Annotated in this window: 18 protein-coding genes; 3 read left to right on the plus strand and 15 right to left on the minus strand. The window is 70.0% G+C overall.

What is annotated here, in order from left to right; genetic code table 11:
* Nucleotides 1-38: 38 nt before the first annotated feature.
* The 9 genes from ACKTSN_RS13500 to ACKTSN_RS13540 all read right to left on the minus strand — a co-directional run bounded on the left by ACKTSN_RS13500 (nt 39) and on the right by ACKTSN_RS13540 (nt 10,609).
* Nucleotides 39-1,742 (minus strand): proline--tRNA ligase, encoded by a 1,704-nt coding sequence (locus tag ACKTSN_RS13500; protein WP_409469354.1) that lies wholly within the window; start codon nt 1,740-1,742, stop codon nt 39-41.
* Nucleotides 1,743-1,815: 73 nt separating this feature from the next.
* A complete protein-coding gene (locus ACKTSN_RS13505; RefSeq protein ID WP_409469355.1) occupies nt 1,816-2,385 on the minus strand; it encodes a GNAT family N-acetyltransferase in 570 nt (189 codons plus the stop codon).
* An 87-nt stretch (nt 2,386-2,472) separates the two neighbouring features.
* Nucleotides 2,473-3,321: a GNAT family N-acetyltransferase gene (locus ACKTSN_RS13510; protein ID WP_409469356.1), complete on the minus strand. Its 849-nt coding sequence runs from the start codon at nt 3,319-3,321 to the stop codon at nt 2,473-2,475.
* Nucleotides 3,322-3,578: 257 nt separating this feature from the next.
* Nucleotides 3,579-4,736: a flavodoxin-dependent (E)-4-hydroxy-3-methylbut-2-enyl-diphosphate synthase gene (gene ispG / locus ACKTSN_RS13515; RefSeq protein WP_409469357.1), complete on the minus strand. Its 1,158-nt coding sequence runs from the start codon at nt 4,734-4,736 to the stop codon at nt 3,579-3,581.
* Nucleotides 4,737-4,942: 206 nt separating this feature from the next.
* Entirely contained in the window at nt 4,943-6,235 is a 1,293-nt protein-coding gene (locus ACKTSN_RS13520; RefSeq protein ID WP_409474822.1) for a M50 family metallopeptidase, read from the minus strand.
* Between the two features lie 8 nt (nt 6,236-6,243).
* Nucleotides 6,244-7,506: a 1-deoxy-D-xylulose-5-phosphate reductoisomerase gene (gene dxr, locus ACKTSN_RS13525; RefSeq protein WP_409469358.1), complete on the minus strand. Its 1,263-nt coding sequence runs from the start codon at nt 7,504-7,506 to the stop codon at nt 6,244-6,246.
* A 256-nt stretch (nt 7,507-7,762) separates the two neighbouring features.
* Nucleotides 7,763-9,694 (minus strand): acyl-CoA dehydrogenase family protein, encoded by a 1,932-nt coding sequence (locus tag ACKTSN_RS13530; protein WP_409469359.1) that lies wholly within the window; start codon nt 9,692-9,694, stop codon nt 7,763-7,765.
* Between the two features lie 110 nt (nt 9,695-9,804).
* The gene (locus ACKTSN_RS13535; RefSeq protein ID WP_409469360.1) at nt 9,805-10,029 is read right to left on the minus strand and encodes a GH12 family glycosyl hydrolase domain-containing protein; all 225 of its coding nucleotides are present in this window, start codon (nt 10,027-10,029) and stop codon (nt 9,805-9,807) included.
* A gap of 343 nt (nt 10,030-10,372) precedes the next feature.
* Nucleotides 10,373-10,609, minus strand: coding sequence for a hypothetical protein (locus tag ACKTSN_RS13540; RefSeq protein ID WP_409469361.1), 237 nt, complete (start codon nt 10,607-10,609; stop codon nt 10,373-10,375).
* A gap of 147 nt (nt 10,610-10,756) precedes the next feature.
* Between ACKTSN_RS13540 and ACKTSN_RS13545 the strand changes: the two genes are divergently transcribed.
* Both ACKTSN_RS13545 and ACKTSN_RS13550 read left to right on the plus strand, forming a co-directional pair.
* Nucleotides 10,757-11,770: a LacI family DNA-binding transcriptional regulator gene (locus ACKTSN_RS13545; protein WP_409469362.1), complete on the plus strand. Its 1,014-nt coding sequence runs from the start codon at nt 10,757-10,759 to the stop codon at nt 11,768-11,770.
* A gap of 72 nt (nt 11,771-11,842) precedes the next feature.
* Nucleotides 11,843-13,885, plus strand: coding sequence for a glycoside hydrolase family 31 protein (locus ACKTSN_RS13550; protein ID WP_409469363.1), 2,043 nt, complete (start codon nt 11,843-11,845; stop codon nt 13,883-13,885).
* Nucleotides 13,886-13,954: 69 nt separating this feature from the next.
* Here the strand turns inward: ACKTSN_RS13550 and ACKTSN_RS13555 are convergent, their stop codons facing one another.
* From ACKTSN_RS13555 to ACKTSN_RS13575, 5 genes are all read right to left on the minus strand, one after another.
* Complete coding sequence (locus ACKTSN_RS13555; RefSeq protein WP_409469364.1) at nt 13,955-16,420, minus strand: CBM35 domain-containing protein; 2,466 nt, start codon at nt 16,418-16,420, stop codon at nt 13,955-13,957.
* Between the two features lie 82 nt (nt 16,421-16,502).
* The gene (locus ACKTSN_RS13560; RefSeq protein WP_385512844.1) at nt 16,503-17,330 is read right to left on the minus strand and encodes a carbohydrate ABC transporter permease; all 828 of its coding nucleotides are present in this window, start codon (nt 17,328-17,330) and stop codon (nt 16,503-16,505) included.
* Nucleotides 17,327-18,247, minus strand: coding sequence for a carbohydrate ABC transporter permease (locus ACKTSN_RS13565; RefSeq protein ID WP_409469365.1), 921 nt, complete (start codon nt 18,245-18,247; stop codon nt 17,327-17,329). Before ACKTSN_RS13565 ends, ACKTSN_RS13560 begins: the two co-directional genes overlap by 4 nt.
* A 2-nt stretch (nt 18,248-18,249) precedes the next feature.
* Nucleotides 18,250-19,572: an ABC transporter substrate-binding protein gene (locus tag ACKTSN_RS13570; protein ID WP_409469366.1), complete on the minus strand. Its 1,323-nt coding sequence runs from the start codon at nt 19,570-19,572 to the stop codon at nt 18,250-18,252.
* A 56-nt stretch (nt 19,573-19,628) separates the two neighbouring features.
* Entirely contained in the window at nt 19,629-20,666 is a 1,038-nt protein-coding gene (locus tag ACKTSN_RS13575) for a LacI family DNA-binding transcriptional regulator (RefSeq protein ID WP_385512847.1), read from the minus strand.
* 107 nt (nt 20,667-20,773) lie between these two features.
* Between ACKTSN_RS13575 and ACKTSN_RS13580 the strand changes: the two genes are divergently transcribed.
* Nucleotides 20,774-22,882 (plus strand): glycoside hydrolase family 36 protein, encoded by a 2,109-nt coding sequence (locus ACKTSN_RS13580; protein ID WP_409469367.1) that lies wholly within the window; start codon nt 20,774-20,776, stop codon nt 22,880-22,882.
* Between the two features lie 185 nt (nt 22,883-23,067).
* Here the strand turns inward: ACKTSN_RS13580 and ACKTSN_RS13585 are convergent, their stop codons facing one another.
* Nucleotides 23,068-23,301 carry a type II toxin-antitoxin system RelE/ParE family toxin gene (locus tag ACKTSN_RS13585; RefSeq protein WP_409469368.1) on the minus strand — a complete coding sequence of 78 codons (234 nt, stop codon included), beginning with the start codon at nt 23,299-23,301 and terminating at the stop codon, nt 23,068-23,070.
* Nucleotides 23,302-23,635 lie beyond the last annotated feature (334 nt).

Genomic DNA, 23,635 nt, shown 5'->3' on the forward strand with positions numbered 1-23,635 from the left:
CGAGCAGCTTCCGCCGTCCGTCCCCGGAGGCCGCAAGGTCACGCCGTGAGGCGGGCGATCGCCTCGTCGACCGGGAGTTCCTCGCGCTCGCCGGTCCTGCGGTCCTTCAGCTCGAGCACGCCCTCGGCGGAGCGGCGGCCGGCGACCAGGATCTGCGGGACGCCGATCAGCTCGGAGTCGGTGAACTTCACGCCCGGGGAGACGCCTGCCCGGTCGTCGACCAGGACGCGGACGCCGGCCGCGGCGAGCTTCTCGGCGACCTCGAGGGCGAGTTCGGTCTGCAGGGCCTTGCCTGCGGCGACGACATGCACGTCGGCCGGGGCGACCTCCTTGGGCCAGCACAGGCCCTTGTCGTCGGCGGTCTGCTCGGCGAGGGCGGCCACCGCGCGGGAGACGCCGATGCCGTAGGAACCCATCGTCACGCGGACCGGCTTGCCGTTCTGGCCGAGGACGTCGAGCTTGAGGGCGTCGGTGTACTTGCGGCCCAGCTGGAAGATGTGGCCGATCTCGATGGCGCGGTCCAGCTTGAGGCCGGTGCCGCACTTCGGGCAGGGGTCGCCCTCCTGGACCACGACCACGTCCACGTACTCGTCGACCTCGAAGTCACGGCCCGCGACGACGTTCCTGGCGTGCGTGTGCTCCTTGTTGGCGCCCGTGATCCACGAGGTGCCGGGTGCCACGCGCGGGTCGGCGAGATACTTGACCTTCTCGCCCAGCCCCTGCGGGCCGACGTAACCACGGACCAGGTCCGGCCGGGTCACGAAGTCCGCCTCGGTGACCATCTCGACGACGGCCGGGGCGAAGTGTGCCTCGACCTTGTCCATGTCGACCTCGCGGTCGCCGGGGACGCCGACGGCGACGATCTCGCCGTCCACCTTGACGAGGAGGTTCTTCAGGGTGGCGGAGGCCGGGACACCGAGCGACGCGGCGAGGGTCTCGATGGTGGGGGTGTCCGGGGTCGGGATCTCCTCGGCGGCCGGGACGTCGGAGGCGTCCACCGGCTTGAGCTCGTACGAGATCGCCTCGGTGTTCGCGGCGAAGTCGCAGTGGGGGCAGTCCGCGAAGGTGTCCTCGCCGGCGCCGGCCGGGGCGAGGAACTCCTCCGACTTCGAGCCGCCCATCGCGCCCGCGGTCGCGGCGCAGATGCGGTAGTCGAGGCCGAGGCGCTCGAAGACCTTCTGGTAGGCCCGGCGGTGCAGGGCGTACGACTCGGCGAGGCCCTCGTCGGCGAGGTCGAAGGAGTAGGAGTCCTTCATCAGGAACTCGCGGCCGCGCAGGATGCCGGCCCGGGGCCGGGCCTCGTCGCGGAACTTGGTCTGGATCTGGTAGAGGATCACCGGCAGGTCCTTGTACGAGGACGCCTGGTCCTTCACGAGGAGGGTGAAGATCTCCTCGTGGGTGGGGCCGAGGAGGTAGTCGCCGCCCTTGCGGTCCTGCAGACGGAACAGCTCGGGACCGTACTCGTCCCAGCGGCCGGTCGCCTCGTACGGCTCCCTCGGCAGCAGGGCGGGGAGCAGCACCTCCTGGGCGCCGATCGCGTCCATCTCCTCACGGACGATCCGCTCCACGTTGGCGAGGACCTTCTTGCCGAGCGGCAGCCAGGTCCACACCCCGGCGGCGGTACGGCGGACGTAGCCGGCGCGGACGAGCAGCTTGTGGCTGAGGACCTCGGCGTCCGCCGGGTCGTCGCGCAGCGTCTTCGCCATCAACTGGGACATGCGCTGGACCGGTGCGTTCGCCATCGTTCTCGTACTCCTGCCGGGTAAGGGTGATGGCAAGGAGGTTAGCCGGGCGGTGCGGGACGGTGGAAATCGGTTAACCGCGGCGGCGGAGCGGGAGGGGTGCGCCCATCACGGCGTACGGCTTGGGGGCGCTGGGGAAGAGGACCTGGCGGGCGAGGTCGACGTAGCCGAGGGAGTGGTACAGGCCGCGGGCCGGGCTGTCGGTGTCGATGGCGGAGAGGATGGAGCGGGGCTCGTCGGCGGTGTCGGTGATCGCGGTGATGAGGGCACGGCCGATGCCGCGGTTCTGGTAGCGCGGGTGCACATGCAGCTCGGTGATCACGAAGGAGTTGTCGAGCCAGTCGTCGAGGCCCTGGGCGCGGAGGTAGGGCTCGACGATGGTGGACCACCAGTGGGTGCGGTCGTTGGGCATGCCGTACACAAAACCCACGAGGCGTCCGTCAGGGGTGGTGGCGCCGAGGGCGCGGGCGCCCGGGTAGGTCATGTGCCGCAGCACGATCTGCCGGCGTACGGCGATCTCGTCGGCGCCGAGGCCGAACGCCACCGCTTGGACGGCGAGGGCCTCGTCCACCCTGGACGGGAGGTCGAGGGGGCCGATCACGATGTCTTCACGGTGGTGGGGGTCGTGACCGGGGAAGCGCATGGGGGGAGCGTACAGGGGGTTGCTGTCGTCGTCCGGGTGCAGGTGGGTGGGGGCAGATCGCGCAGTTCCCCGCGCTCCTGGGTCGGTTCAGAACAGGACGCTCGTGAAGGCACCGACCTCCTGGAAACCCACTCTCCTGTACGTCCTCCTCGCCGCCGTGTTGTAGTCGTTGACGTACAGGCTGACCACCGGGGCGACGTCGGTGAGGGCGTAGCGCAGGACCGCTGCCATGCCGGGAGCCGCAAGGCCCCTCCCCCGGTACTCAGGGGCCACCCACACGCCCTGGATCTGGCAGGCGCGGTCGGTCGCGGCGCCGATCTCGGCCTTGAAGACGACCTTGCCGTGCTCGTCGAGGCGGGCGAAGGAGCGGCCGGAGCCGACGAGTTCGGCGACGCGGGCCTGGTAGAGGAGACCGCCGTCACCGGCCAGCGGGGAGACGCCGACCTCCTCCGTGAACATCGCCACGCAGGCCGGCATGATCGTCTCCATCTCGTCCTTGCGGACGCGGCGGACGTAGGGGTCCGGGGCGATGTCGGCGGGCATGCGGTCGGTGACCATGAGCGGCTGGCGTGCGCGGACCTCGCGGGCCGGGCCCCACTGCGGTTCGAGGAGACGCCACAGCTGGGCGGTGGGTTCGGCGGGGCCCACGATGGAGGAGCAGCGGCGGCCCGCCCTTCTCGCCCGGTCGGCGAAGGCGCGAACCGCGCGGGGCGTGGCGCAGATGGGGACGAGGTTGGCGCCCGCGTAGCACAGGGACGTCAGCATGCCGTCCTCGTACCAGCCCCACATCTCGCCGCCGAGCCGCCAGGGGTCCAGTCCGGCGACCTGGACCCGGGACGTCACAAAGGCGTTCGCGACGGGCTCACGGTCGAGGACGGCGAGCGCGGCGTCCAGGTCGCTCGGTTCGAGGACCCGGGAGGTCGTCTGGGTCAGCACGGGCGGGGCCTCAGGGTCGGATCTGCTGGTCCCCGCACTGTACCTGCGGAAGCTTTGCCGCGCCGCCCTGTGATGGTTACCGCTCGCTTGAAGGTGAGCGTCGGCCACCGCACCGCCCCTGGGGGCTGCCGCCCCCAGGCCCCCGCTTCGGCCCTGAACGGGCCTTGTCCTCAATCTCCCCCACTCTCGGCTTCGCTCGAGCGGGGGGACCCCCACGACGGGCTGAGATATGCCGACCGGCGCCGAAAAGCCGACCTTCAGCCCGCCACCGACACCGACGGCTCGCCCGACGTCACCCCGTCCTGCTCCATCTGCTCGGCCAGCTTCATGGCCTCCTCGATGAGCGTCTCGACGATCTTGGACTCGGGGACGGTCTTGATGACCTCGCCCTTGACGAAGATCTGCCCCTTGCCGTTGCCGGAGGCCACGCCGAGGTCGGCCTCGCGGGCCTCGCCGGGGCCGTTCACCACACACCCCATGACCGCGACGCGCAAGGGCACTTCCATGCCCGTGAGGCCGGCGGTGACCTCCTCCGCCAGCTTGTACACGTCGACCTGGGCGCGCCCGCAGGACGGACAGGAGACGATCTCCAGACCGCGCTCCCTGAGGTTCAGCGACTCCAGGATCTGGATGCCGACCTTGACCTCCTCGGCGGGCGGGGCGGACAGGGACACCCGGATCGTGTCGCCGATGCCCTGCGACAGCAGTGCGCCGAAGGCGACCGCCGACTTGATCGTGCCCTGGAAGGCGGGGCCCGCCTCCGTGACGCCGAGGTGGAGCGGGTAGTCGCACTGGGCGGCGAGCTGCCGGTACGCCTCGATCATCACCACCGGGTCGTTGTGCTTCACCGAGATCTTGATGTCCCGGAAGTCGTGCTCCTCGAACAGCGAGGCCTCCCACAGCGCCGACTCCACCAGCGCCTCCGGCGTCGCCTTGCCGTACTTCTGCAGCAGCCGCCTGTCGAGCGAGCCCGCGTTCACACCGATACGGATCGGCGTGCCGTGGTCCTTCGCGGCCCGCGCGATCTCCTTGACCTTGTCGTCGAACTGCTTGATGTTGCCGGGGTTGACCCGGACCGCGGCGCAGCCGGCCTCGATCGCGGCGAACACGTACTTCGGCTGGAAGTGGATGTCGGCGATCACCGGGATCTGCGACTTGCGGGCGATGGTCGCGAGCGCGTCGGCGTCGTCCTGGGTGGGACAGGCGACGCGGACGATCTGGCAGCCGGACGCCGTCAGCTCGGCGATCTGCTGGAGGGTCGCGCCGACGTCCGACGTACGGGTCGTGGTCATCGACTGCACCGACACCGGCGCGTCTCCGCCCACCGCCACGGATCCGACCTGGATCTGCCGGCTCTTCCGGCGCTCGGCGAGCTTGGTCGGAACGGACGGCATGCCGAGAGAAATCGCAGTCATCTGCTGTGCAACCCCAAGTCGTGGATCAAGGTCCGGTCCCGTCAGCAGCGGGCTCCAGGCTTCGAGATTACGGCACGGGCTTGTGCGCCAGCACACCACGCCCGTCGAAACCCACTCGATGGAAGGCGGCCCGGCACTCCCCCACTCTCGGCTGCGCTCGAGCGGGGGGACCCCCATCATGCCGGGCCGCCGCCAACGCCGGGTGACTAGGAGATTCTCACCGGGTTGACCACGTCCGCGATGAGGACGAGGAGGGTGAAGCAGATGAAGACCCCGGCCACCACATAGGCCACCGGCATCAGCTTCGCCACGTCGAACGGACCGGGGTCCGGCCTGCGCAGCACCCTCGCCACGTTCCGGCGCAGCGACTCCCACAGCGCGCCCGCGATGTGCCCGCCGTCCAGCGGCAGCAGCGGGAGCATGTTGAAGAGGAACAGGGAGAGGTTGAAGCCTGCGACCAGCATCAGGGCCATGGCCAGTTGCTGGGTGGGCGGGATGTCGAGGGTGAAGATCTCGCCGCCCACGCGGGCCGCGCCGACCACGCCCATCGGGGAGTCGGGTTCGCGCTCGGCGCCGTCGAAGGCCGCGTTCCACAGAGCCGGGATCTTCCCGGGCAGGGCGGCGAGTGAGTCGACGGCCTCGTCGACCCGGTCGCCCATCCACACCAGGGAATCGTCGAAGTCCTGCCGGACGATGCCGGTGGCGGCGCTGAAGCCGAGGAAGCCGGCGGTGACGTACTCGCCCTGGACGATCTGGCCGCTGGAGTCCTTCTTGGCGACCTGGTTGGTGGCGATCTTCGCCTGCAGGGTGACTTCCTCGCCCTTGCGTTCGACGACGATCGGCACCTCCTTGCCGGGGTTGGCGCGGATCAGGTCGGAGAGCTCGTTCCAGTCGTCCGTGCGCACACCGTTGAAGGCGACGATCTTGTCGCCCGCCTTGAGGCCGGCCGCCGCAGCCGGGGAGGCGGGGTCGGACTTCTGGCAGTCGTCGCGGTTCTCGCTCTGCGCGATGACGCACTGGGAGACCGAGCTGACGGTGGTGGTCTGCTGGGAGATGCCGAAGCCCATCAGGACGGTGAGGAACAGCACCACCGCCAGGATCAGGTTCATGAAGGGGCCCGCAAACATCACGATGACCCGCTTCCACGGCTTGCGCGTGTAGAACATGCGGTTCTCGTCGCCGGGCCCGAGCTCCTCGAAGGCCGCCGAGCGGGCGTCCTCGATCATGCCCCGCCACGGCGAGGTGGAGCGGGCCTCCAGCCTGCCGTCGGGGCCGGGCGGGAACATGCCGATCATGCGGATGTAGCCGCCGAGCGGGATGGCCTTGATGCCGTACTCGGTCTCGCCCTTCTTGCGCGAGAAGATGGTCGGGCCGAAGCCGACCATGTACTGCGGAACGCGGATGCCGAAGAGCTTGGCCGTGGACAGGTGCCCCAGCTCGTGCCACGCGATCGAGAACAGCAGGCCGACCGCGAAGACGACTATGCCGAGGATCATCATCAGGGTCGTCATGCACGCGCCTCCGCGGTGGCCGTCTGTGCTGTCAGTTCCCGGGCCCGGGCACGCGCCCAGGTCTCCGCTTCGAGGACGTCCGACACGGTCAGTGAGGTTCCCGTGCGCGGGACGCCGTGTTCGTCGACGATCCGCGTGACGGTTTCCATGATCCCGTTGAACGGCAGCGCTCCACTGCGGAACGCCTCCACGCACTCCTCGTTGGCGGCATTGAACACCGCCGGGGCCGTGCCTGCGAGCTCGCCGACGTGCCGGGCGAGGTCGACGGACGGAAAGGCGTCGTTGTCGAGCGGGAAGAACTCCCAGGTCGACGCCTTGCTCCAGTCGAAGGCGGGGGCCGCGTCGGGGACGCGTTCCGGCCAGCCGAGGCCGATGGCGATGGGCCCGCGCATGTCCGGGGGCGTCGCCTGGGCGATCGTGGATCCGTCCGTGAACTCAACCATCGAGTGGACATACGACTGCGGGTGCACGACCACCTCAATGCGGTCGAAGGGAATGTCGTACAGCAGGTGCGCCTCGATGACCTCCAGGCCCTTGTTGACCAGGGTCGCGGAGTTGATCGTGATCACCGGGCCCATGGCCCAGGTGGGGTGGGCCAGGGCGTCCTCGACGGTGACGTTCGCCAGCTCCGCCTTCGTACGGCCGCGGAAGGGGCCGCCGGACGCCGTGACGACGAGCTTGCGTACGTCGGTCCGGGTGCCGGCCGCCAGCGCCTGGAAGAGGGCGGCGTGCTCGGAGTCGACGGGAATGATCTGGCCGGGCTTGGCGAGGGCCTTGACCAGCGGGCCGCCCACGATGAGCGACTCCTTGTTGGCGAGCGCGAGGGTGCGGCCCGCTTCCAGGGCGGCGAGGGTCGGGGCGAGGCCGATGGAGCCGGTGATGCCGTTCAGGACGGTGTGGCAGTCGGAGGCGGCGAGGTGGGTGGCCGCGTCGGGGCCGGCCAGGATCTCGGGGAGCGGCTCTCCGGCGCCGTACTGGGCGCTCAGGGCTTCGCGCAGCGCCGGTACGACGTCCTCGCGGGCGACCGCGACGGTCCGGACCCGCAGCCGGAACGCCTGCTCGGCGAGGAGGGCGACCCGGCCGCCGTTGGCGGAGAGTCCGGTGACCCGGAACCGGTCGGGGTTGCGCAGCACGAGGTCGATGGCCTGGGTGCCGATCGACCCGGTGGAGCCGAGGATCACCACGTCCTTCGGGCCGTCTGCCGTCACCGGGTCGTAGACGAGGTGCGGGTCGGCGAGGGGGGCTGGACTGTCGCTCATCCCCCCATTGTTGCCGCAACGGATGTCCGTCCGGACAGGGTGTCCCTCGGGTGGGTGCGGCGGGGGGCCGGCCGTCGCATGACTTCGGACGACATCCTTGTCCGGACACTGATCGGCCAAGTCTCACGACCTCACCGAGGAGGGTGCCCGACGCCGCCTGGGCGCCGGGCATGCACGTCACACCTTGTAACAGGGCCAACACGTTTCGCTGATCCGGCCGATGAGCCTCAGCCGACCCGCACCTGAGTGATCTGAGTCACCTGACGGGTCGGTGCACGTTCTCCTTCTGTGAGGGTCCGGGGGTCGCGTCCGCGATCCACGGGCCCTCGCTCGAGGGGTCGATGACGCCGTGCTCCAGCCACTCGTAGCGGCCCGCCAGGACGCCCTTGACGACCTGCCGGTCGAGGTCGTCGGTGTTGGTCCACAGGCGGCCGAAGAGCTCGTCGACGCGGATGCGGGCCTGGCGGCAGAAGGCGTCGGCCAGCTGGTAGGCCTCGCGGCCGTTCTCGCCCCGGCGACGCAGGAGCTCGGCACGTACGCAGGCCGCGCTCATCGCGAACAGCTCGGCACCGATGTCGACGACCCGGCCCAGGAAGCCCTGCTTGGTCTCCATCCGGCCCTGCCAGCGGGACATGGCGTAGAAGGTGGAACGGGCGAGCTTGCGGGCGTGCCGCTCGACGAAGCGCAAGTGCGGGGAGAGGTCGATCCCGTGCTTGAACTCGGCGTAGGACGAGGGGAGCTGGCCCGGTCCCGCGACCAGCTTCGGCAGCCACTTGGCGTAGAAGACACCGGCGTTCGCGCCCGCCTTCGCCTTGTCCTGCAGGGTCTTGTCGGGGTCGATCAGGTCTCCGGCGACCGACAGGTGGGCGTCGACCGCCTCGCGGGCGATCAGCAGGTGCATGATCTCGGTCGAGCCCTCGAAGATGCGGTTGATCCGCAGGTCCCGCAGGATCTGTTCGGCCGGCACCCCGCGCTCGCCGCGTGCCCGCAGGGACTCGGCCGTCTCGAAGCCGCGGCCGCCGCGGAGCTGGACGAGTTCGTCGGCCATCTTCCAGGCCATCTCGGAGGCGTACAGCTTGGCGAGCGCCCCTTCGATGCGGATGTCGTTGCGGTCCTCGTCGGCCATCTGCGAGGCAAGGTCGGTCACAGCCTCCAGGGCGAAGGTGGTGGCCGCGATGAAGGAGATCTTCCCCCCGACCGCCTCGTGCTCGGCGATCGGCTTGCCCCACTGTTCGCGCGCCGCCGACCACTCCCGGGCGATCTTCAGACACCACTTGCCGGCGCCGACGCACGACGCGGGCAGGGAAAGCCGCCCGGTGTTGAGTGTGGTCAGCGCGATCTTCAGGCCGGCGCCCTCCGGCCCGATGCGGTTGGCGGCGGGGACGCGGACCTGGTGGAAGCGGGTGACGCCGTTCTCGATGCCGCGCAGGCCCATGAAGGCGTTGCGGTTCTCCACGGTGATGCCGGGCGAGTTGGTCTCCACGACGAAGGCGGTGATGCCGCCCTTGTGGTCCTCGTTCTTCGGCACCCGGGCCATGACCACCAGCAGGTCGGCGACCACCCCGTTGGTGGTCCACAGCTTCACCCCGTCGAGGACGTAGTCGTCCCCGTCCGGCACCGCGGTCGTGGCCAGCCGGGCGGGGTCGGAGCCGACGTCGGGCTCGGTCAGGAGAAAGGCGCTGATGTCGGTGCGGGCGCAGCGTGGCAGGAACCGTTCCTTCTGCTCCTGCGTGCCGAACAGTTTCAGCGGCTGCGGCACGCCGATCGACTGGTGCGCCGAGAGCAGTACGCCGACCGCGGGGCAGGCCGAGCCCACCAGCACGAGCGCCTTGTTGTAGTACACCTGGGTGAGGCCGAGCCCGCCGTACTTGGTGTCGATCTTCATGCCGAGGGCGCCGAGCTCCTTGAGCCCGTCGATCACCTCGTCGGGGATCTGGGCGTCCCGCTCGATGCGGGCGGAGTCGATCTTCGTCTCGCAGAAGTCGCGCAGCTTGGCGAGGAACTCCTCGCCCCGCTGGACGTCGTCGGCGGCGGGCAGGGGGTGGGGATGGATGAGGTCGAGGCGGAAGCGGCCGAGGAACAGTTCCTTGGCGAAGCTGGGCTTGCGCCAGTCCTGTTCACGGGCCGCCTCCGCCACCTGGCGGGCCTCACGTTCGGTGACGGTGGGTCGGGTGGGAGCTGCGGACATGAGGCTCACCTCGCCGCGAATCGGGATCAGGGTCCATTTGGTTACCGACGGGTGCTACTCGATCGTATGTACCCGATCCGGGGCGAGGCCACCACCCCGCGCGCAGTCGTTCAGCCGATGTCGACGGAGTACGCCTTGGTGTCAAGGCGGCCCTTGCCCTGGAAAACCTCGGTGCCGGCCTCGATCCCGGAGACGTACTTGTCGTTGCCGATCGGCTTGCGCCGAACGAGCGCCTGGGTGAAGTCGTCGAGGTTGAGGGTCGCCTTGGTGGTGTTGGTGCGGCGGACGAAGGAGTAGACGTTCCAGCCGATGTCGCCCTGGTAGATGTCCCACATCGCGCCGCCCAGGCTCGCGCTGCCCTACTTGCCGGGGGCGCCGTAGCGCCCGAACATGCGTCCCGCTGGTCGCCGAGAATGACTACTTCCGGCCCGGGAGAGGCCTGCTGGGCGGTAGCGTCGCAGTGACAGCCCGTAAGCCCCTCGAAGGCACGAACCGGCTATGGCCGGGGACACGGTTGTACGTGGCGTTGACCGGGCCGTCGCCATCGGGCGCTGCCCGATGTGGGTGCCTGTCACCGTACCCGCACCCTGTGACCAGAGGGTGGATGCGACCCGTGACCGTCCTGTCGTAGGGGGCAGTCGGGAGCGCGACGAGGTGTGTACAGCCGAGCCGACGAGCTCAGCTGTACACGGCCGAGAAGGTGACGTAGTACTTGCCGAGCGCGGCGAAGTCCGCGCGCTTCTTGCTCTCCTCGCCGGCGCGGGCGACGGTGACGCCCCCGGCAGCCGGGTGCGACCGTTCCGCGCCGACGAGGAGGGCCTTCGCCTTGCGAGACAGGCGGGACGACGGTGTTGCATGGGGGTCCTGCGGGCGACGGTGCGCGTACGTCCCTTCAGTGGCCGCCGGGCGCGCCAAGGTTGCCGTACCGGCCGAAAATCATTGTCGAAGCGCTTCGACACACTATGGACACCCACCCCGGCTGGAGCTACTGTCGAACCACCCTCACCCGCCGTTGTTCGCAATGCGCACTGTCGAAGCGCTTCACAAAGCTTGGAGAGCTGGATGGTCACCCTCGCCGAGGTCGCCCAGCACGCCGGAGTGTCGGCGAGCACGGTGAGCTATGTCCTCAGCGGCAAGCGGTCCATCTCCGCGACCACCCGGCACAGGGTCGAGCAGAGCATCCGGGAGCTGGGCTACCACCCGAACGCCGGCGCCCGCGCCTTGGCGAGCAGCCGGTCGAACATCATCGCCCTGATGATTCCACTACGCACGGACATGTACGTGCCGGTGATGATGGAGATCGCCATCGCCGTGGCCACCACCGCCCGGACGCACGGCTACGACGTCCTGCTGCTCACCGGCGAGGAGGGCCCCGGCGCGGTGCGCCGGGTCACCGGCAGCGGGCTGGCCGACGCCATGATCCTGATGGACGTCGAGCTGGACGACGACCGGCTGCCGTTGCTGCGCGGCACCCACCAGCCGTCCGTCCTGATCGGACTGCCCGCCGACACCACCGGGCTCACCTGCGTCGATCTGGACTTCGCGGCCACGGGCGCGCTCTGCGTCGAGCATCTCGCCAAGCTGGGTCACCGCGACATCGCTGTCATCGGCGAGGCGCCCGCGGTGTACGAGCGGCACACCGGTTTCGCCGAGCGCACCCTCGACGGACTTCGCTCCCGTGCACGGGAGTTGGGGCTGCGGGTGCTGCACCGCCCCTGTGAGGGCGGGTACGACGCGATGGCGGTGACGCTCGCCCGGGTCTTCGACGAGCGTCCGGCGACGACCGGGTTCGTCGTGCAGAACGAGTCGGCGGTCGAGCCGCTGCTCGCGCTGCTGCGCCAGCAGGGCCGGGCCGTGCCGGAGGACGTGTCGGTGGTCGCGATCTGCCCGGACCAGGTCGCCACCCAGGCGTCGGTGCGGCTGACGTCGGTCGCCATCCCGGCGCAGGAGATGGGCCGGCACGCCGTGGAACACCTGGTCGCGAAGCTGGACGGGCGGGGCAGTGACGAGGTCGTGCTGATCGCTCCCGAGTTGACGGTCCGGGCGAGCTCGGGACCGGTTCCGTCCGGATCCTGACGGTCCTGACACCGGTCGCACCACCCCCCTTCAAGGCACCTCCCTGTCTGCACTCCTCACAGGAGCCCCCAAGTGAATCAGCCTGCCGAAAATCAGCCCAAGGTCAGCCTGGCCCAGTCCTCCCCCACCGTCGGCACGTTCCGTGAGCGGGACGGCGGTCTGGAGTGGAGCGGCCGCCAGGAGACCGTACGCATCGAGCCGTGGGGGCCGGACGCGGTCCGGGTGCGGGCGCGGCTCGGCGGTCCGGTCCTGGAGGGACTGCCGGGCGCGCTCCTGGACGAGGCCCCGCCGACCGAGAGCACCGTCAAGATCGTGGACGGGGAGGGCCGGCTGACCGTCGGCGCGCTGACCGTGCACGTCGACGCCGAGGGCCTGATCCGGTTCCTCGACACCTCCAGCAGCGAAGAGCTGCTCGCCGAGGAACGCGCCCACTTCTGGTGGCCCGGCCCGCGCCTCTACACCGCCGTCGGCAACGGCCACCACCGCCTGGAGCAGCGGTTCGCCGCCTACGAGGGCGAGAAGCTGTACGGCCTCGGCCAGCACCAGCACGGGCGGCTGGACCAGAAAGGCCTGGTCCTCGACCTGGTCCAGCGCAACGCCGAGGTCGGCATCCCGGTGCTGACCTCCAGCCGCGGCTACACCCTGCTGTGGAACAACCCGGCGATCGGCCGCGTGGAGCTCGCGCACAACGGCACCCGCTGGGTCGCCGACTCCGCCCGCCAGATCGACTACTGGATCACCGCCGGCGCCCCGGCCGACGCCCAGCGCCGCTACAGCGCGGCCACGGGCCGTACGCCGATGCTGCCCGACTGGGCGGCGGGCTTCTGGCAGTGCAAGCTGCGCTACCGCACCCAGGACGAACTCCTCGCCGTGGCGCGGGAGTACAAGCGCCGCGGCCTGCCCATCGATGTCATCGTCTGCGACTTCTTCCACTGGACGCACCTGGGCGAGTGGAAGTTCGACCCGAAGGAGTGGCCCGACCCGGCGGCGATGGTGCGGGAGCTGGACGAGCTCGGCATCAAGCTGGTCGTGTCGGTGTGGCCGTCGGTGTCCCCGCTGAGCGAGAACCATCCGGTCATGGAGCAGCGCGGCTACTTCATCGGCACCCAGTACGGCCCGATGGCGCACGCCGACTGGCCGGACAAGGAGGTCGCCTCCACCGTCCAGGTCGCCTTCTACGACGCCACCAACCCGGACGCCCGGGAGTTCGTGTGGTCGCGGGTACGCGACAACTACCTTTCCCCGTACGGCATCACGGCCTTCTGGCTGGACGCCTGCGAGCCGGAGCTGAAGCCCGGCTTCCAGGAGAACCTGCGCTACTGGGCGGGCCCGGGCCTGGAGGTCGGGAACATGTACCCGGCCGAGAACGCCCGCACCTTCTACGAGGGCCTGCTCGCGGCGGGCGAGTCCGACATCATCACCCTCAACCGCTCGGCGTGGGCAGGCAGTCAGCGCTACGGCGCCGCCCTGTGGTCCGGCGACATCGGCACCGACTTCGCGACCCTGCGCCGCCAGATCGCGGCCGGCCTCAACACCGCGCTCTCGGGCATCCCGTGGTGGAACACGGACATCGGCGGCTTCCACGGCGGCGACCCGGACGACCCGGCGTACCAGGAGGTGATGGTCCGCTGGTTCCAGTTCGGCGCGTTGTCCCCGCTGATGCGTCTGCACGGCTTCCGCGACCCGGGCATGCCGCTCGGCCCGGAGATGACCGGCGGCCCGAACGAGGTCTGGTCGTACGGCGAGGAGGCGGCCGAGATCCTGGGGAAGTATCTGTGGCTGCGTGAGCGCCTGAAGCCGTACATCCTCGACGTCATGCGCGAGGCCCATGAGGAGGGCCTGCCGGTGATGCGGCCCCTGTTCCTGGAGTTCCCCGAGGACCAGGCGGCCTGGGCGGTCGACGACGCGTATCTCTTCGGCCGCGATCTGCTGGTCGCGCCGGTGCTGACGGCGGGCGCCACGGCCCGCACGGCCTATCTCCCGGCGGGCGCGACCTGGACGGACGCGTGGACCGGTGAGACGTACGAGGGCGGTGCGGCCGTGACGGTCGACGCCCCGCTGGACCGTATCCCGTTGTTCCTGCGGGACGGGGCCGCGCTGCCGGTCGCCGAGTAGCGGCGGGGGCACGCAGGAGGAGGGCCTCGGCCACCGGCGACGCGGTGGCCGAGGCCCTGCGGACGTCCCTCAGCCGACGATCCGGCCGACTTCGATCCGGTCGATGTCCGGCGCCCATGCGCTCGCGTTGCCGAACGTCACCCTGTTGGCGCCCTGCTTCAGGTCGACAGGGACGCCCAGCGTCCAGTAGTCGTCCCAGCTCCAGGTGTTCTTGAAGGTGACCCGGCGGGGAGCGTCGGCGCCGACCGTGATGTCCGCCGTACGGGACATGATGTCGGTGTTGTAGGCGTGGCCGTTGTCGCGCCGGTCGTTGTGCGCGTAGTGGACGACCAGCAGATAGCGGCCCGGCCTGGGCGCGTCCACGGTGAACTCGGCGGTGCTTTCAGGGCTGTTGCCCAGCCATCCGATGTACGACCCGGCCGAGGCGTGCGCGGAGTCGACGAGCCGGGCGCCGCCAGCGAGGGTGGCCGAGGCGCCCTCGTAGGAGAGCGTGCCGGTGGTGGAGCCGGCGCCGGAGACGTCGAGGGAGCGGACGGAGGCGTTCTGGGCGGTCGTCGCGATGCGGTTGTTGCCCGCGACGAGGTACAGCCGCAGGGGTCGGCCGGGTGCCGCCGTCACCGTCTCTCCGTGCAGGGTGAGCTGCACCGCCGCCGAGGACCTCGGCACCACCGTGTAGTAGGCGTCGCGCGGGGCGTAGACGTCGAAGACCGCCTTGTCGCCGGAGCGCAGGACCAGGGCGCCCGTGCCGACGCCGGCCGATGAGGAGTAGTCGTAGGACGGCCTGCCGCTGATGTCCGCGAGGGTGGCCTCGTACGACGCCGAAGGTTCGCCGGTCCGGGCGGTCAGGTCGATGCGGTCGAGGGTGACCTCGGCGTCGCCCTTGGCCAGGGTGAGCACATGGGTGCCGGCCGCGAGGCGGACGGTGACGTCCTTCTTGGCGCGGTAGGTCCAGTTCTCGGTGGAGGGGTAGCTGACCGTCACCGGCTCCCCGCCGTCGATGGACAGCTGCTGGGTGGCGGGTGCGCCCGACTGGTTGCCGTAGAGGATCGCCAGGTCGTACGTGCCGGTCTCGGGCACGGTCACCGTGAAGTCGACCTTGCTGGAGGCGGTGTTGAGCGAGCCGACGTCCTTGGTGCCGGAGGCCGCGTAGCCGTTGGCGTTGCCGACCGTGCCCTGGGTGTAGACCTGGCCGCCGGTGATGGCCGCGTCCTCGGCCTCGTACGACGCCGACCACAAGGCCGTGGCGGCGGACGGGGTGCCGGAGCCGCCGGGGGTGAGGACGATCCGGTAGGCGGACATCTTGTGCATGCCGCGCAGCGGGACGGTCACCGTGCCGTCGGCCGCCACTGTCAGCTTCGTCCGCGCGAGGACGCGGGGCGTCGCATGCTGACCCTCGTAGCCGGACCAGGCGGCCTCGGCGACGGTCGCGGTGACCGTACGGCCGAAGAGGTTCCGGGCGACGTTCCGCACCACCACGTCGGAGTCGCCGGCGGAGCCGCCGAGCAGGACCTGGGCCTGGCGGCGTTCGGTGTCGAGGGAGGCCAGGCCCTGGAGGGTGTCGATGGTGTTGGCCTGCGGCGGGGTCACCTTGACGGTGTCGCCGGTCAGGCCCGCGTACCAGCGGAAGAACCACCAGCCGCCGTTGGGGATGTTCGAGCGGACCACGTTGCCGTCCATGTTGCCGGCGGCGTCCCAGTAGGCCTGGTTGGCGTACACCTTGTTCCGCTCGAACATCGAGACCCACTGGACGAGCTGGCCGGGGACGGACAGGTCGCGGCGGTTGGCGTACTCGTCGATGTTGATCTTCAGGGGTGCGATGCCGAGTCGGCGTTCGATGGCGCGGTAGTCGTCGTAGTGGGCCTGGAAGTCGCGCAGTGAGCCGGAGCCCAGCTCGTGCCAGGTCATCACCTGCGGCAGGACGTTCTCGCGCTGGGCGAAGGTGAGGAAGTCGGTCAGCAGGCGGGTGTGGTACGCCGCCTCGTTGGGGCCGGCGATCTTCGCGTCGGGGTCGATGGCGCGGATGCGCTGGTAGACCGTTTTCCAGTCCTTGAAGAAGCGGTCCCGGTTGGCCTCGTACTGCGCCTGGTCGGAGACGCCCAGTTTGTACCAGATCTGGTCGGGTTCGTTGAACGGGATGTAGATGAAGCGGTCGCTGTTCAGGTCGGCCGAGACCTCCTTGACGATCTTGTCGACCTTGGGGAGATAGTCGTCGATGCCGAGGTCCTCGTAGGGCCACTTGGCGTAGATGTCCTGCATCATCACGTTGATCTCGCCGCCGCCGTTGCGGAAGAACGACTTGGAGACGGTGAGCGCGTCGCCGTTGGGGTGCTGGGCGCCGCCCTCCGGCTTCTGCGAGATGCTGGTGATCTTCAAGGGTTCCAGGGCCGCGTCGCTCGGCACGCCGTCGTCGCTGAGGCCGTAGAGCGCGCCGTTGGCGCCGCGCATCACCGGCCCCTCGGACGCGGCGAGGTCGACGGTGAGGCGTTGCGGGTCGGCGGCGGCCGCGGGATCTGCGGCGGGGAGGGTGCCTGCCATGGTGGCGACTCCAAGGGCGACTGTGACCAGGGCGGTTCTGGTGCGGGATCCGGTGCGGGTGCTCACGCTGCTGGACCTCCGGTCATTTGACGGCTCCACTGGTGATTCCGGACACGATCTTTCGCTGGGCCACCAGAAACACGGCGACCATGGGCAGGCTCATCACCACGACGTACGCGAAGACGAGATGCCAGTTGTTGAGGTAGAGCTGGGCGCTGGCGACCTTGTAGAGGTTCAGCGGGAGGGTCGCCCGCTCTCCGCCGCCGAGGACGAAGAACGCGTAGAAGATGTCGCTCCAGGCGTAGAGCATCACCATGATCGTCGCGGTGGCGATCACCGGCCTGAGCAGCGGCAGGATGATACGGAGGAAGATCCGCAGGGGCTTTGCCCCGTCCATCCGCGCGGCCTCCTCCAGCTCCATGGGGATGGCCCGGATGAAGCCGGTCATGAAGAAGATCGACGTGGAGAGGTACATGCCGGTGTAGACGGCGATCATCCCGGGGCGGGTGTTGGCCAGTCCGAGCTGCCGCAGCTCCATCACGATGGTGATGACGGCGGGCGGCAGCAGCAGTCCGCTGATGCACAGCGCGTACGCCGCCGAGACCAGCTTCGACCTGCGGCGGGCGAAGACCCAGGCCGCGCCCGCGCCGAGGATCAGGACGAGGACGACCGAAGGGACCACGACGAGGAGGGAGTTGAGGAAGCCGCGCAGCATCTCGCCCTGGGCGACGGCGTCCTCGTAGTTGCTGCCGGGCTGCCAGTGCTCCGGCGGGTCGAGGTTCGGTCTGATGGCCTCGGCCTGCGGCTTGGCCGATGTGACGAGGACCAGCCACAGCGGTACGCCGACGGCGAGCCCGGCGAGCAGGACGACCAGGGCCGGTCGGCCGTACCGCCACACCACCGGGGTCATAGCATCTGCTCCCTTCGGCGCAGGCCGATGACCAGCGGAATCGCGACAGCGACGACGACCAGGAAGAGGACGAGGCTCATCGCGGAGGCCTGCGCGTACAGGCCCTGGCCGAAGATCCGGAACATGTAGATGTTGAAGACCTCGGTGGAGGCCGCGGGTCCGCCGCCCGTCGTGGCCTGCACGATGTCGAAGGTGTTCATCGAGCCGATCAGCGCCGTGGTGACGTTGAAGGTGACGGCCGGGGCGAGCATCGGCCAGCGCACCGACCGGAAGGTCCGCCAGGGACCGGCGCCGTCGCACTTCGCGGCCTCCAGCATGTCCCCCGGGATGCCCTTGAGCCCGGCGAGATAGATCAGCATGGACAGGCCCATCCACTTCCAGCCGTGAATGACGGTGACCAGCACCAGCGTCCAGGTGGTCGAGCCCAGCCAGGGAATGTCCGTACCGAGGACGGAGTTGACAGCGCCGTCCTGGTCGAGGAGGGCCTGGAAGACATAGCCGGTGGCGAGCGCCGAGATGAGCACGGGCAGGAAGAACACGGCGCGGAAGAACCGGTTGAAGCGGGTGTCCGCCTCCAGCAGCAGGGCCAGCCCGAGCCCGAAGCCGTTCTGGAACAGCGCTGCCAGCAGGGCGTAGATCAGAGTCGTGCGGATCGCGCGCAGCAGTGAGCCGTCCTCGGCGATGGTCCGGAAGTTGTCGAGGCCGGTGAAGGCGATGTCCGCGTGGTACGAGGACCAATTGGTGAACGGGTAGTAGAAGTTGAGCAGGTTCGGCACCAGGAAGAACCCCGCGAAGACGGCGATCGCGGGGAGCGCGAACCACCAGGGGTGGTGGACGGCTGCGCGCGGCAGCCGGCCCACCTTTTTCGGCGCGCCCGTCATCGGCGCGGGCTCGGTACGTACGACCGTGTCCACCATGGTCAGAACCCGGGGGCGCCCTGGGCCTCGGCCACCTGCGCGAACTGGTCCTGGATGGCCTGGGCGACCTGCTGCGGGCTCTTCTTGCCGTAGATCATGTCGGCGAGGTAGAGATGCGTGTCCGGGGCGACGATCGCCTTGGCCTGGAAGACACCGATGGCGGTCGGCAGGGCGGCGACCTGGGCCTTGGAGGTCTGCGGCAGTCCGTCGGGGGTGGGCACGGACGGCTGGACGGACGGGATCTTCATCGCCTTGATGTAGTCGGCGTAGTCGGGGCCGAGCCAGAAGGCCAGGAACTGCCGGGCCGCGTTCTGCCGCTTCTCGTCGCCGGTCTTGAAGGCGACCACACCGTTGGTCTGGTCGGGCGAGTACATGCCGGTGGCGGAGGAGTTGGAGACCGGGAACCAGCCGATCTTCTTGTCGATCTCTGCGGTGGAGTACTTGGCCTGGAGCTGGGTCTGGAAGGAGGTGACATTGAGGACCATGCCGGCCTCGCCCTTCCACAGCGCGTCGGCCTGCCCGGTGAAGGTGCCGGTCCGGTAGTTCTTCTGCGCGAGTCCGGCGTCGAGCAGCTTCTCCTTGTACTTCTTGATCGCACCGACGACGACCGGGTCGGTCCACTTCTCCTTGTTCTGGTTCAGCCCCGCCCACCACTGCTGGTCGAGGTCGGTGAGCTGGACCTGCATCTGCCACTGCATCGGCCACTTGTCGCCGCCGGCCTCGTAGAAGGCGGCGGCGTCGGTCTTGTCCTTGACGGTGTGGGCGAGTTGCAGCAGGTCGTCGTACGACTGGGGGAAGTCCTTCTCGCTCAGCCCGGCTTCCCTGAAGACGTCCTTGTTGTAGTAGACGCCGAGCATGGCGGGGCTGGTGACGATCGCCGCGTACCGCTTGCCGTCGATGACGCCGAGCGACTTCTCGGTGTCGCCGAGCTGGGAGACCCACTCCTCCCCGTCGAGGGTGAGCAGGTTCTGCTGGGGCTGGATGAACGGCAGCGTCGAGATGGACGGCTGCCAGAACATCAGGTCCGGCCGGTCGCCGGAGGCGAGCTTGGTCGGCACGTTCTGCTCGTACAGGTCCGGGATCGCCTGCGTCTCCACCTGGGCGCCGGTGGCCTTCTCGAAGGCGTCGATGACCTGCTTGGGAGCGTTGACCGTGTTCTGCGCGGTCCACATGGTCAGCTTCACGCCGTCCAGGCGGGCGGTGGGGTCGACCGCCGTCTGCTTCCCCTCCGTGCCGGAGCCGCCGGCGGTGGGGTCGCTGCACGCGGTGGCGGCCAGGGCGGAGATGCATATGAGTGCCAGTGCGGGGAGGGCTCTTCTCGTCATCACGTACCTCGAGTGCCTTTCGCGAACAGGGATTCAGGACGGGCGGTACCGGGCTGTCAGTCGCGGGCGGGCGGCGGCCCCGAGCTCTCCCGCACCACCAGCTCCGGCACGGAGACGGGGTGCGGGGCGATCGGCGCGGACTCCTCCAGCACCCCGTGCAGCAGGGCGAACGCGGCCCGCCCGAGGCCCGTGAAGTCCAGGCGTACGGTCGTCAGCGACGGGGTCAGATAGGCGGAGTGCGGAGCGTCGTCGAACCCGGCCACACTGACCTCGTCCGGCACCGAGCGGCCGCTGACGTGCAGGGCGCGCAGCACCCCGAGCGCGAGGTCGTCGTTGCCGCACAGGATCGCGGTGACGTCGGGGGCCTTGGCGAGCCGCAGGCCCGCCTTGTAGCCGCCGGCCGGGCCCCAACTGCCCTGCATGGGGCGCGGTTCGGGCGCTCCGGCCTCCCTGAGCGCCTGCCGCCAGCCGGTGGTGCGGGCGCTGGTGCGCCGGGTGCTGGACGGTATGGCGACATAGTGCACGGTGTCGTGGCCGAGGGAGAGCAGATGCCGGGTCGCCTCGTAGGCGGCCTCGCGGTCGTCGGTCCACACCCAGGGGCGGTCGTCGTCGGGCCGGCCGGCGGGAGTCTCCACCACGCCGACGACCGGCAGTCCGGCGGGGACGGCGCCCAGGGCCCGTACGCCGGCGGGATCGTAGGCGATCACGATCAGCCCGCCGCCCGCGTCCGCCGCGCGCTGCACGGCGGCGGCGACGGCCGGTTCCTCCGCCGATTCGAGGACGCCGATCGCCATCGTGTAGGACGCGGCGCGGGCGGACTCCTCGATGCCCTGGAGGATGGAGGCGTAGCCGTGGTGGGTGGTGTTGGCGGTGAGCACGGTCACGGCGCGGCTGCGGCCGCTGGCCAGGGCGAGGGCGGTGGCGTTGCGCCGGAAGCCCAGTTCGTCGATGGCCGCGAGGACGCGTTCCCGAGTGGACGGCTTGACGCTGGGATGGCCGTTGATCACCCGGGAGACGGTCTGGTACGAGACACCCGCGGCGCCGGCGACATCCCTGATGCTCGCCGGGCGGCTTGTGTGACCGGTCACATTCATGCCAGGATTGTGACCGGTCACACATGGGGCGTCAAGAGACCGTAACGATGGATTCACGCGACGGAAGCGGGCCGCGCCGGCGAGCGAGGCCGGGAGGGGGCAACATCTTGACCGGTACGGCGGATGCGACGCGGAACGGATTCTCCTGGGGGCACTCGGGCCTGGAGGCCGAGTTCGCGACCGCCTCGGACGGGACACTGCGGTTGGTTCGACTGGCAGTTCCCGATGGCGCCGGATCGGCTGACCCCGAATCCGCTCTGCCGCTGGTCGAGTTGACCGCCCTGGGCCATGGGAGTGGGTGGTCCGGACCGCGCTTCACCGGTACCGCCTTCGGTACACGGCTGCGTCACCGGGATCACCGCAGTGGCACACGCGGAGGCTGGGACTGGCTGACCGTCGAACTCCACGACCCGACAACCGGGTTGACGGCCTTCGCCGAGCTGTCCTCACCCACCGGAGTGCCCGTCCTGCGCTCCCGCGTCCGGCTCCGCAACGACGGGACGGAAGCTCTCGTCGTCCAGTCCGTCAGCAGCCTGCTGCTCGGCGGGCTGCCGTCCCCCGACACGCTGGATGTGCACCGGGCCCGCAACGACTGGCTGGCGGAGTGCCGTTGGTACACCGAGCCGCTGCGCGACACGGTCGCCGACATCAACGTCGACGCCCACCAGCACGACAGCCGGGCCGCCCTCGTCCTCGCCGGGCGCGGCAGCTGGCCCACCGACGGCCATCTGGCGATGGGGGCGCTGACGGAACGGGGCGGTGGCCGGACCTGGCTGTGGCAGGTGGAGTCACCGGCCGGCTGGCGCTGGGACCTGGGCGAACGCGCGCACGGGACGCATCTGGCGCTGAACGGCCCCACGGACGCCGAGCACCAGTGGCGGGTCCGGCTGGCGCCGGGTGAGGAGTTCACGACCGTGCCGGGAGCGCTGGCCCTCGGCGGCGGCTTCGACGAGGCGCTGGGCGCCCTGACCTCGTACCGCCGCGCCGTACGCCGCCCCCACCCGGACCACACCGCGCTGCCCGTCGTCTTCAACGACTACATGAACACGCTGATGGGCGACCCGACGACCGAGAAGCTGCTGCCGCTGATCGACGCGGCCGCCGAGGCCGGCGCGGAGTACTTCTGCATCGACTCCGGCTGGTACGACGACGACACACAGGGCTGGTGGGACGCCGTCGGCGAGTGGCTGCCCTCCTCGCGCCGCTTCCCCGACGGTGGGCTCGCGGCGGTCCTGGACCGGATCCGGGAGCGTGGCATGGTGCCCGGGCTGTGGCTGGAACCGGAGGTCGTCGGGGTGCGCAGCCCGGTCGCGTCCGCGCTCCCGCCCGAGGCGTTCTTCCAGCGAGACGGTGTGCGCATCGCCGAACAGGGCCGCCACCAGCTGGACCTGCGGCATCCCGCTGCCCGCGCGCACCTCGACAAGACGGTGGACCGGATCGTCGGCGACTGGGGAGTGGGCTATCTCAAGCTGGACTACAACATCGTGGTCGACCCGGGCACCGGGGCCGCTGGAGACCTCGCACCCGGCGCGGGGCTGCTCGGCCACGCCCACGCGTACCTCGACTGGCTGTCCGAGGTGCTGGACCGGCACCCGGGGCTGGTGATCGAGAACTGCGCCTCGGGCGGGATGCGGATGGACGGCGCCACGCTGGCCGTCACCCAGCTCCAGTCCACCAGCGACCAGCAGGATCCCCTGCGCTACCCGCCGATCGCCGCCGCGGCTCCGACGGCGGTCCCGCCCGAGCAGAGCGCCGTCTGGGCCTACCCGCAGCCCGAGTTCGACGACGACCTGATCACGTTCACGCTGGGCGGGGCACTGCTCGGCCGCATCCACCTCTCGGGCCACCTCAACCGCATGTCGGAGCACCAACTCGGGCTCGTACGGGACGCGGTGGGCACGTACAAGGCGATCCGCGGGGACCTCGCACGGGCCGAACCCTTCTGGCCGCTGGGCCTGCCGGGGTGGACGGACGAGTGGGTGGCGCTGGGGATGGGGGTGCCGGACGGGCCGTCGTACGTGTCGGTGTGGCGCCGGGGCGGTGAGGACGAAGTACGGCTCGGGCTCGGGCACTTGGCGGGCCGCGAGGTCCGTATGGAGATCCTGCACCCGTCGGCTCCGGCCGCCGGTTCGGCGGTCTGGGACGGGGAGGGACTGCGGGTGTCACTGCCGGGTACGCCCGGAGTGCTGCTGGTGCGGCTCAGTTCGGGCCCTTGAGGACCCGGCCCGGGCCGGTGCGGAGTGCCACGTGGCCAGGTCCATTGGGTGGTGGGCGTTGCCCGCCCCGACACCTGGGCAGGCGGTGGGTGTCATCGACCGGAGCTCTGCCGCCTTGCACTGACTCGCCTCCTGGCCGTGTCGCTGAACGCGGTGCGCGGCCCCATGGTGGGTGAGTATGTGGCTCATTGCTCTACCTCTCCTTCCTCCCAGTAGGTGATACGCATGGCGGCACCGTCCAGGGTGGGACGCAGCTCACGGACCCCGTCGCCGAAATACCGGGCATAGGGCTCGCCGAGTGCGGCAGCATGTTCGGCGAGTAGCCCAACGTACTCATCGACCTTGAGGAAGTGCTTGGCAGGCAGGGCTTCCAGCCAGTCCCGGACCTCGGGCTCGAGTTCAATGGTGGAAGAGCGCATCCACTCCGCAACGGCATATGTCGCAGACGACATATACAAGCGGTGCTGCAGCGCGCTGATGTCTCGGCGGTGGGAGATCCTGTCCTCCGGCACGGCACCCCCGTCACATGCCCTGGCCCGTGCCGGACGGCCTGCTGGAACTGTCCACGCCGCACCCGGACGGGAGGCTGGGAATTCCGTTGCGGTTCACCGCCGGGCGTCCCCTACCGTGCCTGCCTGCACACACGGGTCTTCCGGGTGGCGTACTGGCCGCGGGGCTCCCCTCGGTGACCGCGCGTCAACCCGGCGCGGATGGCGGTGAAGCTGCTGTCTTCGGGGCTCGTGCTCGTGGCAT

The organism is Streptomyces flavusporus (genome assembly GCF_046267975.1).
GTDB lineage: Bacteria > Actinomycetota > Actinomycetes > Streptomycetales > Streptomycetaceae > Streptomyces > Streptomyces flavusporus.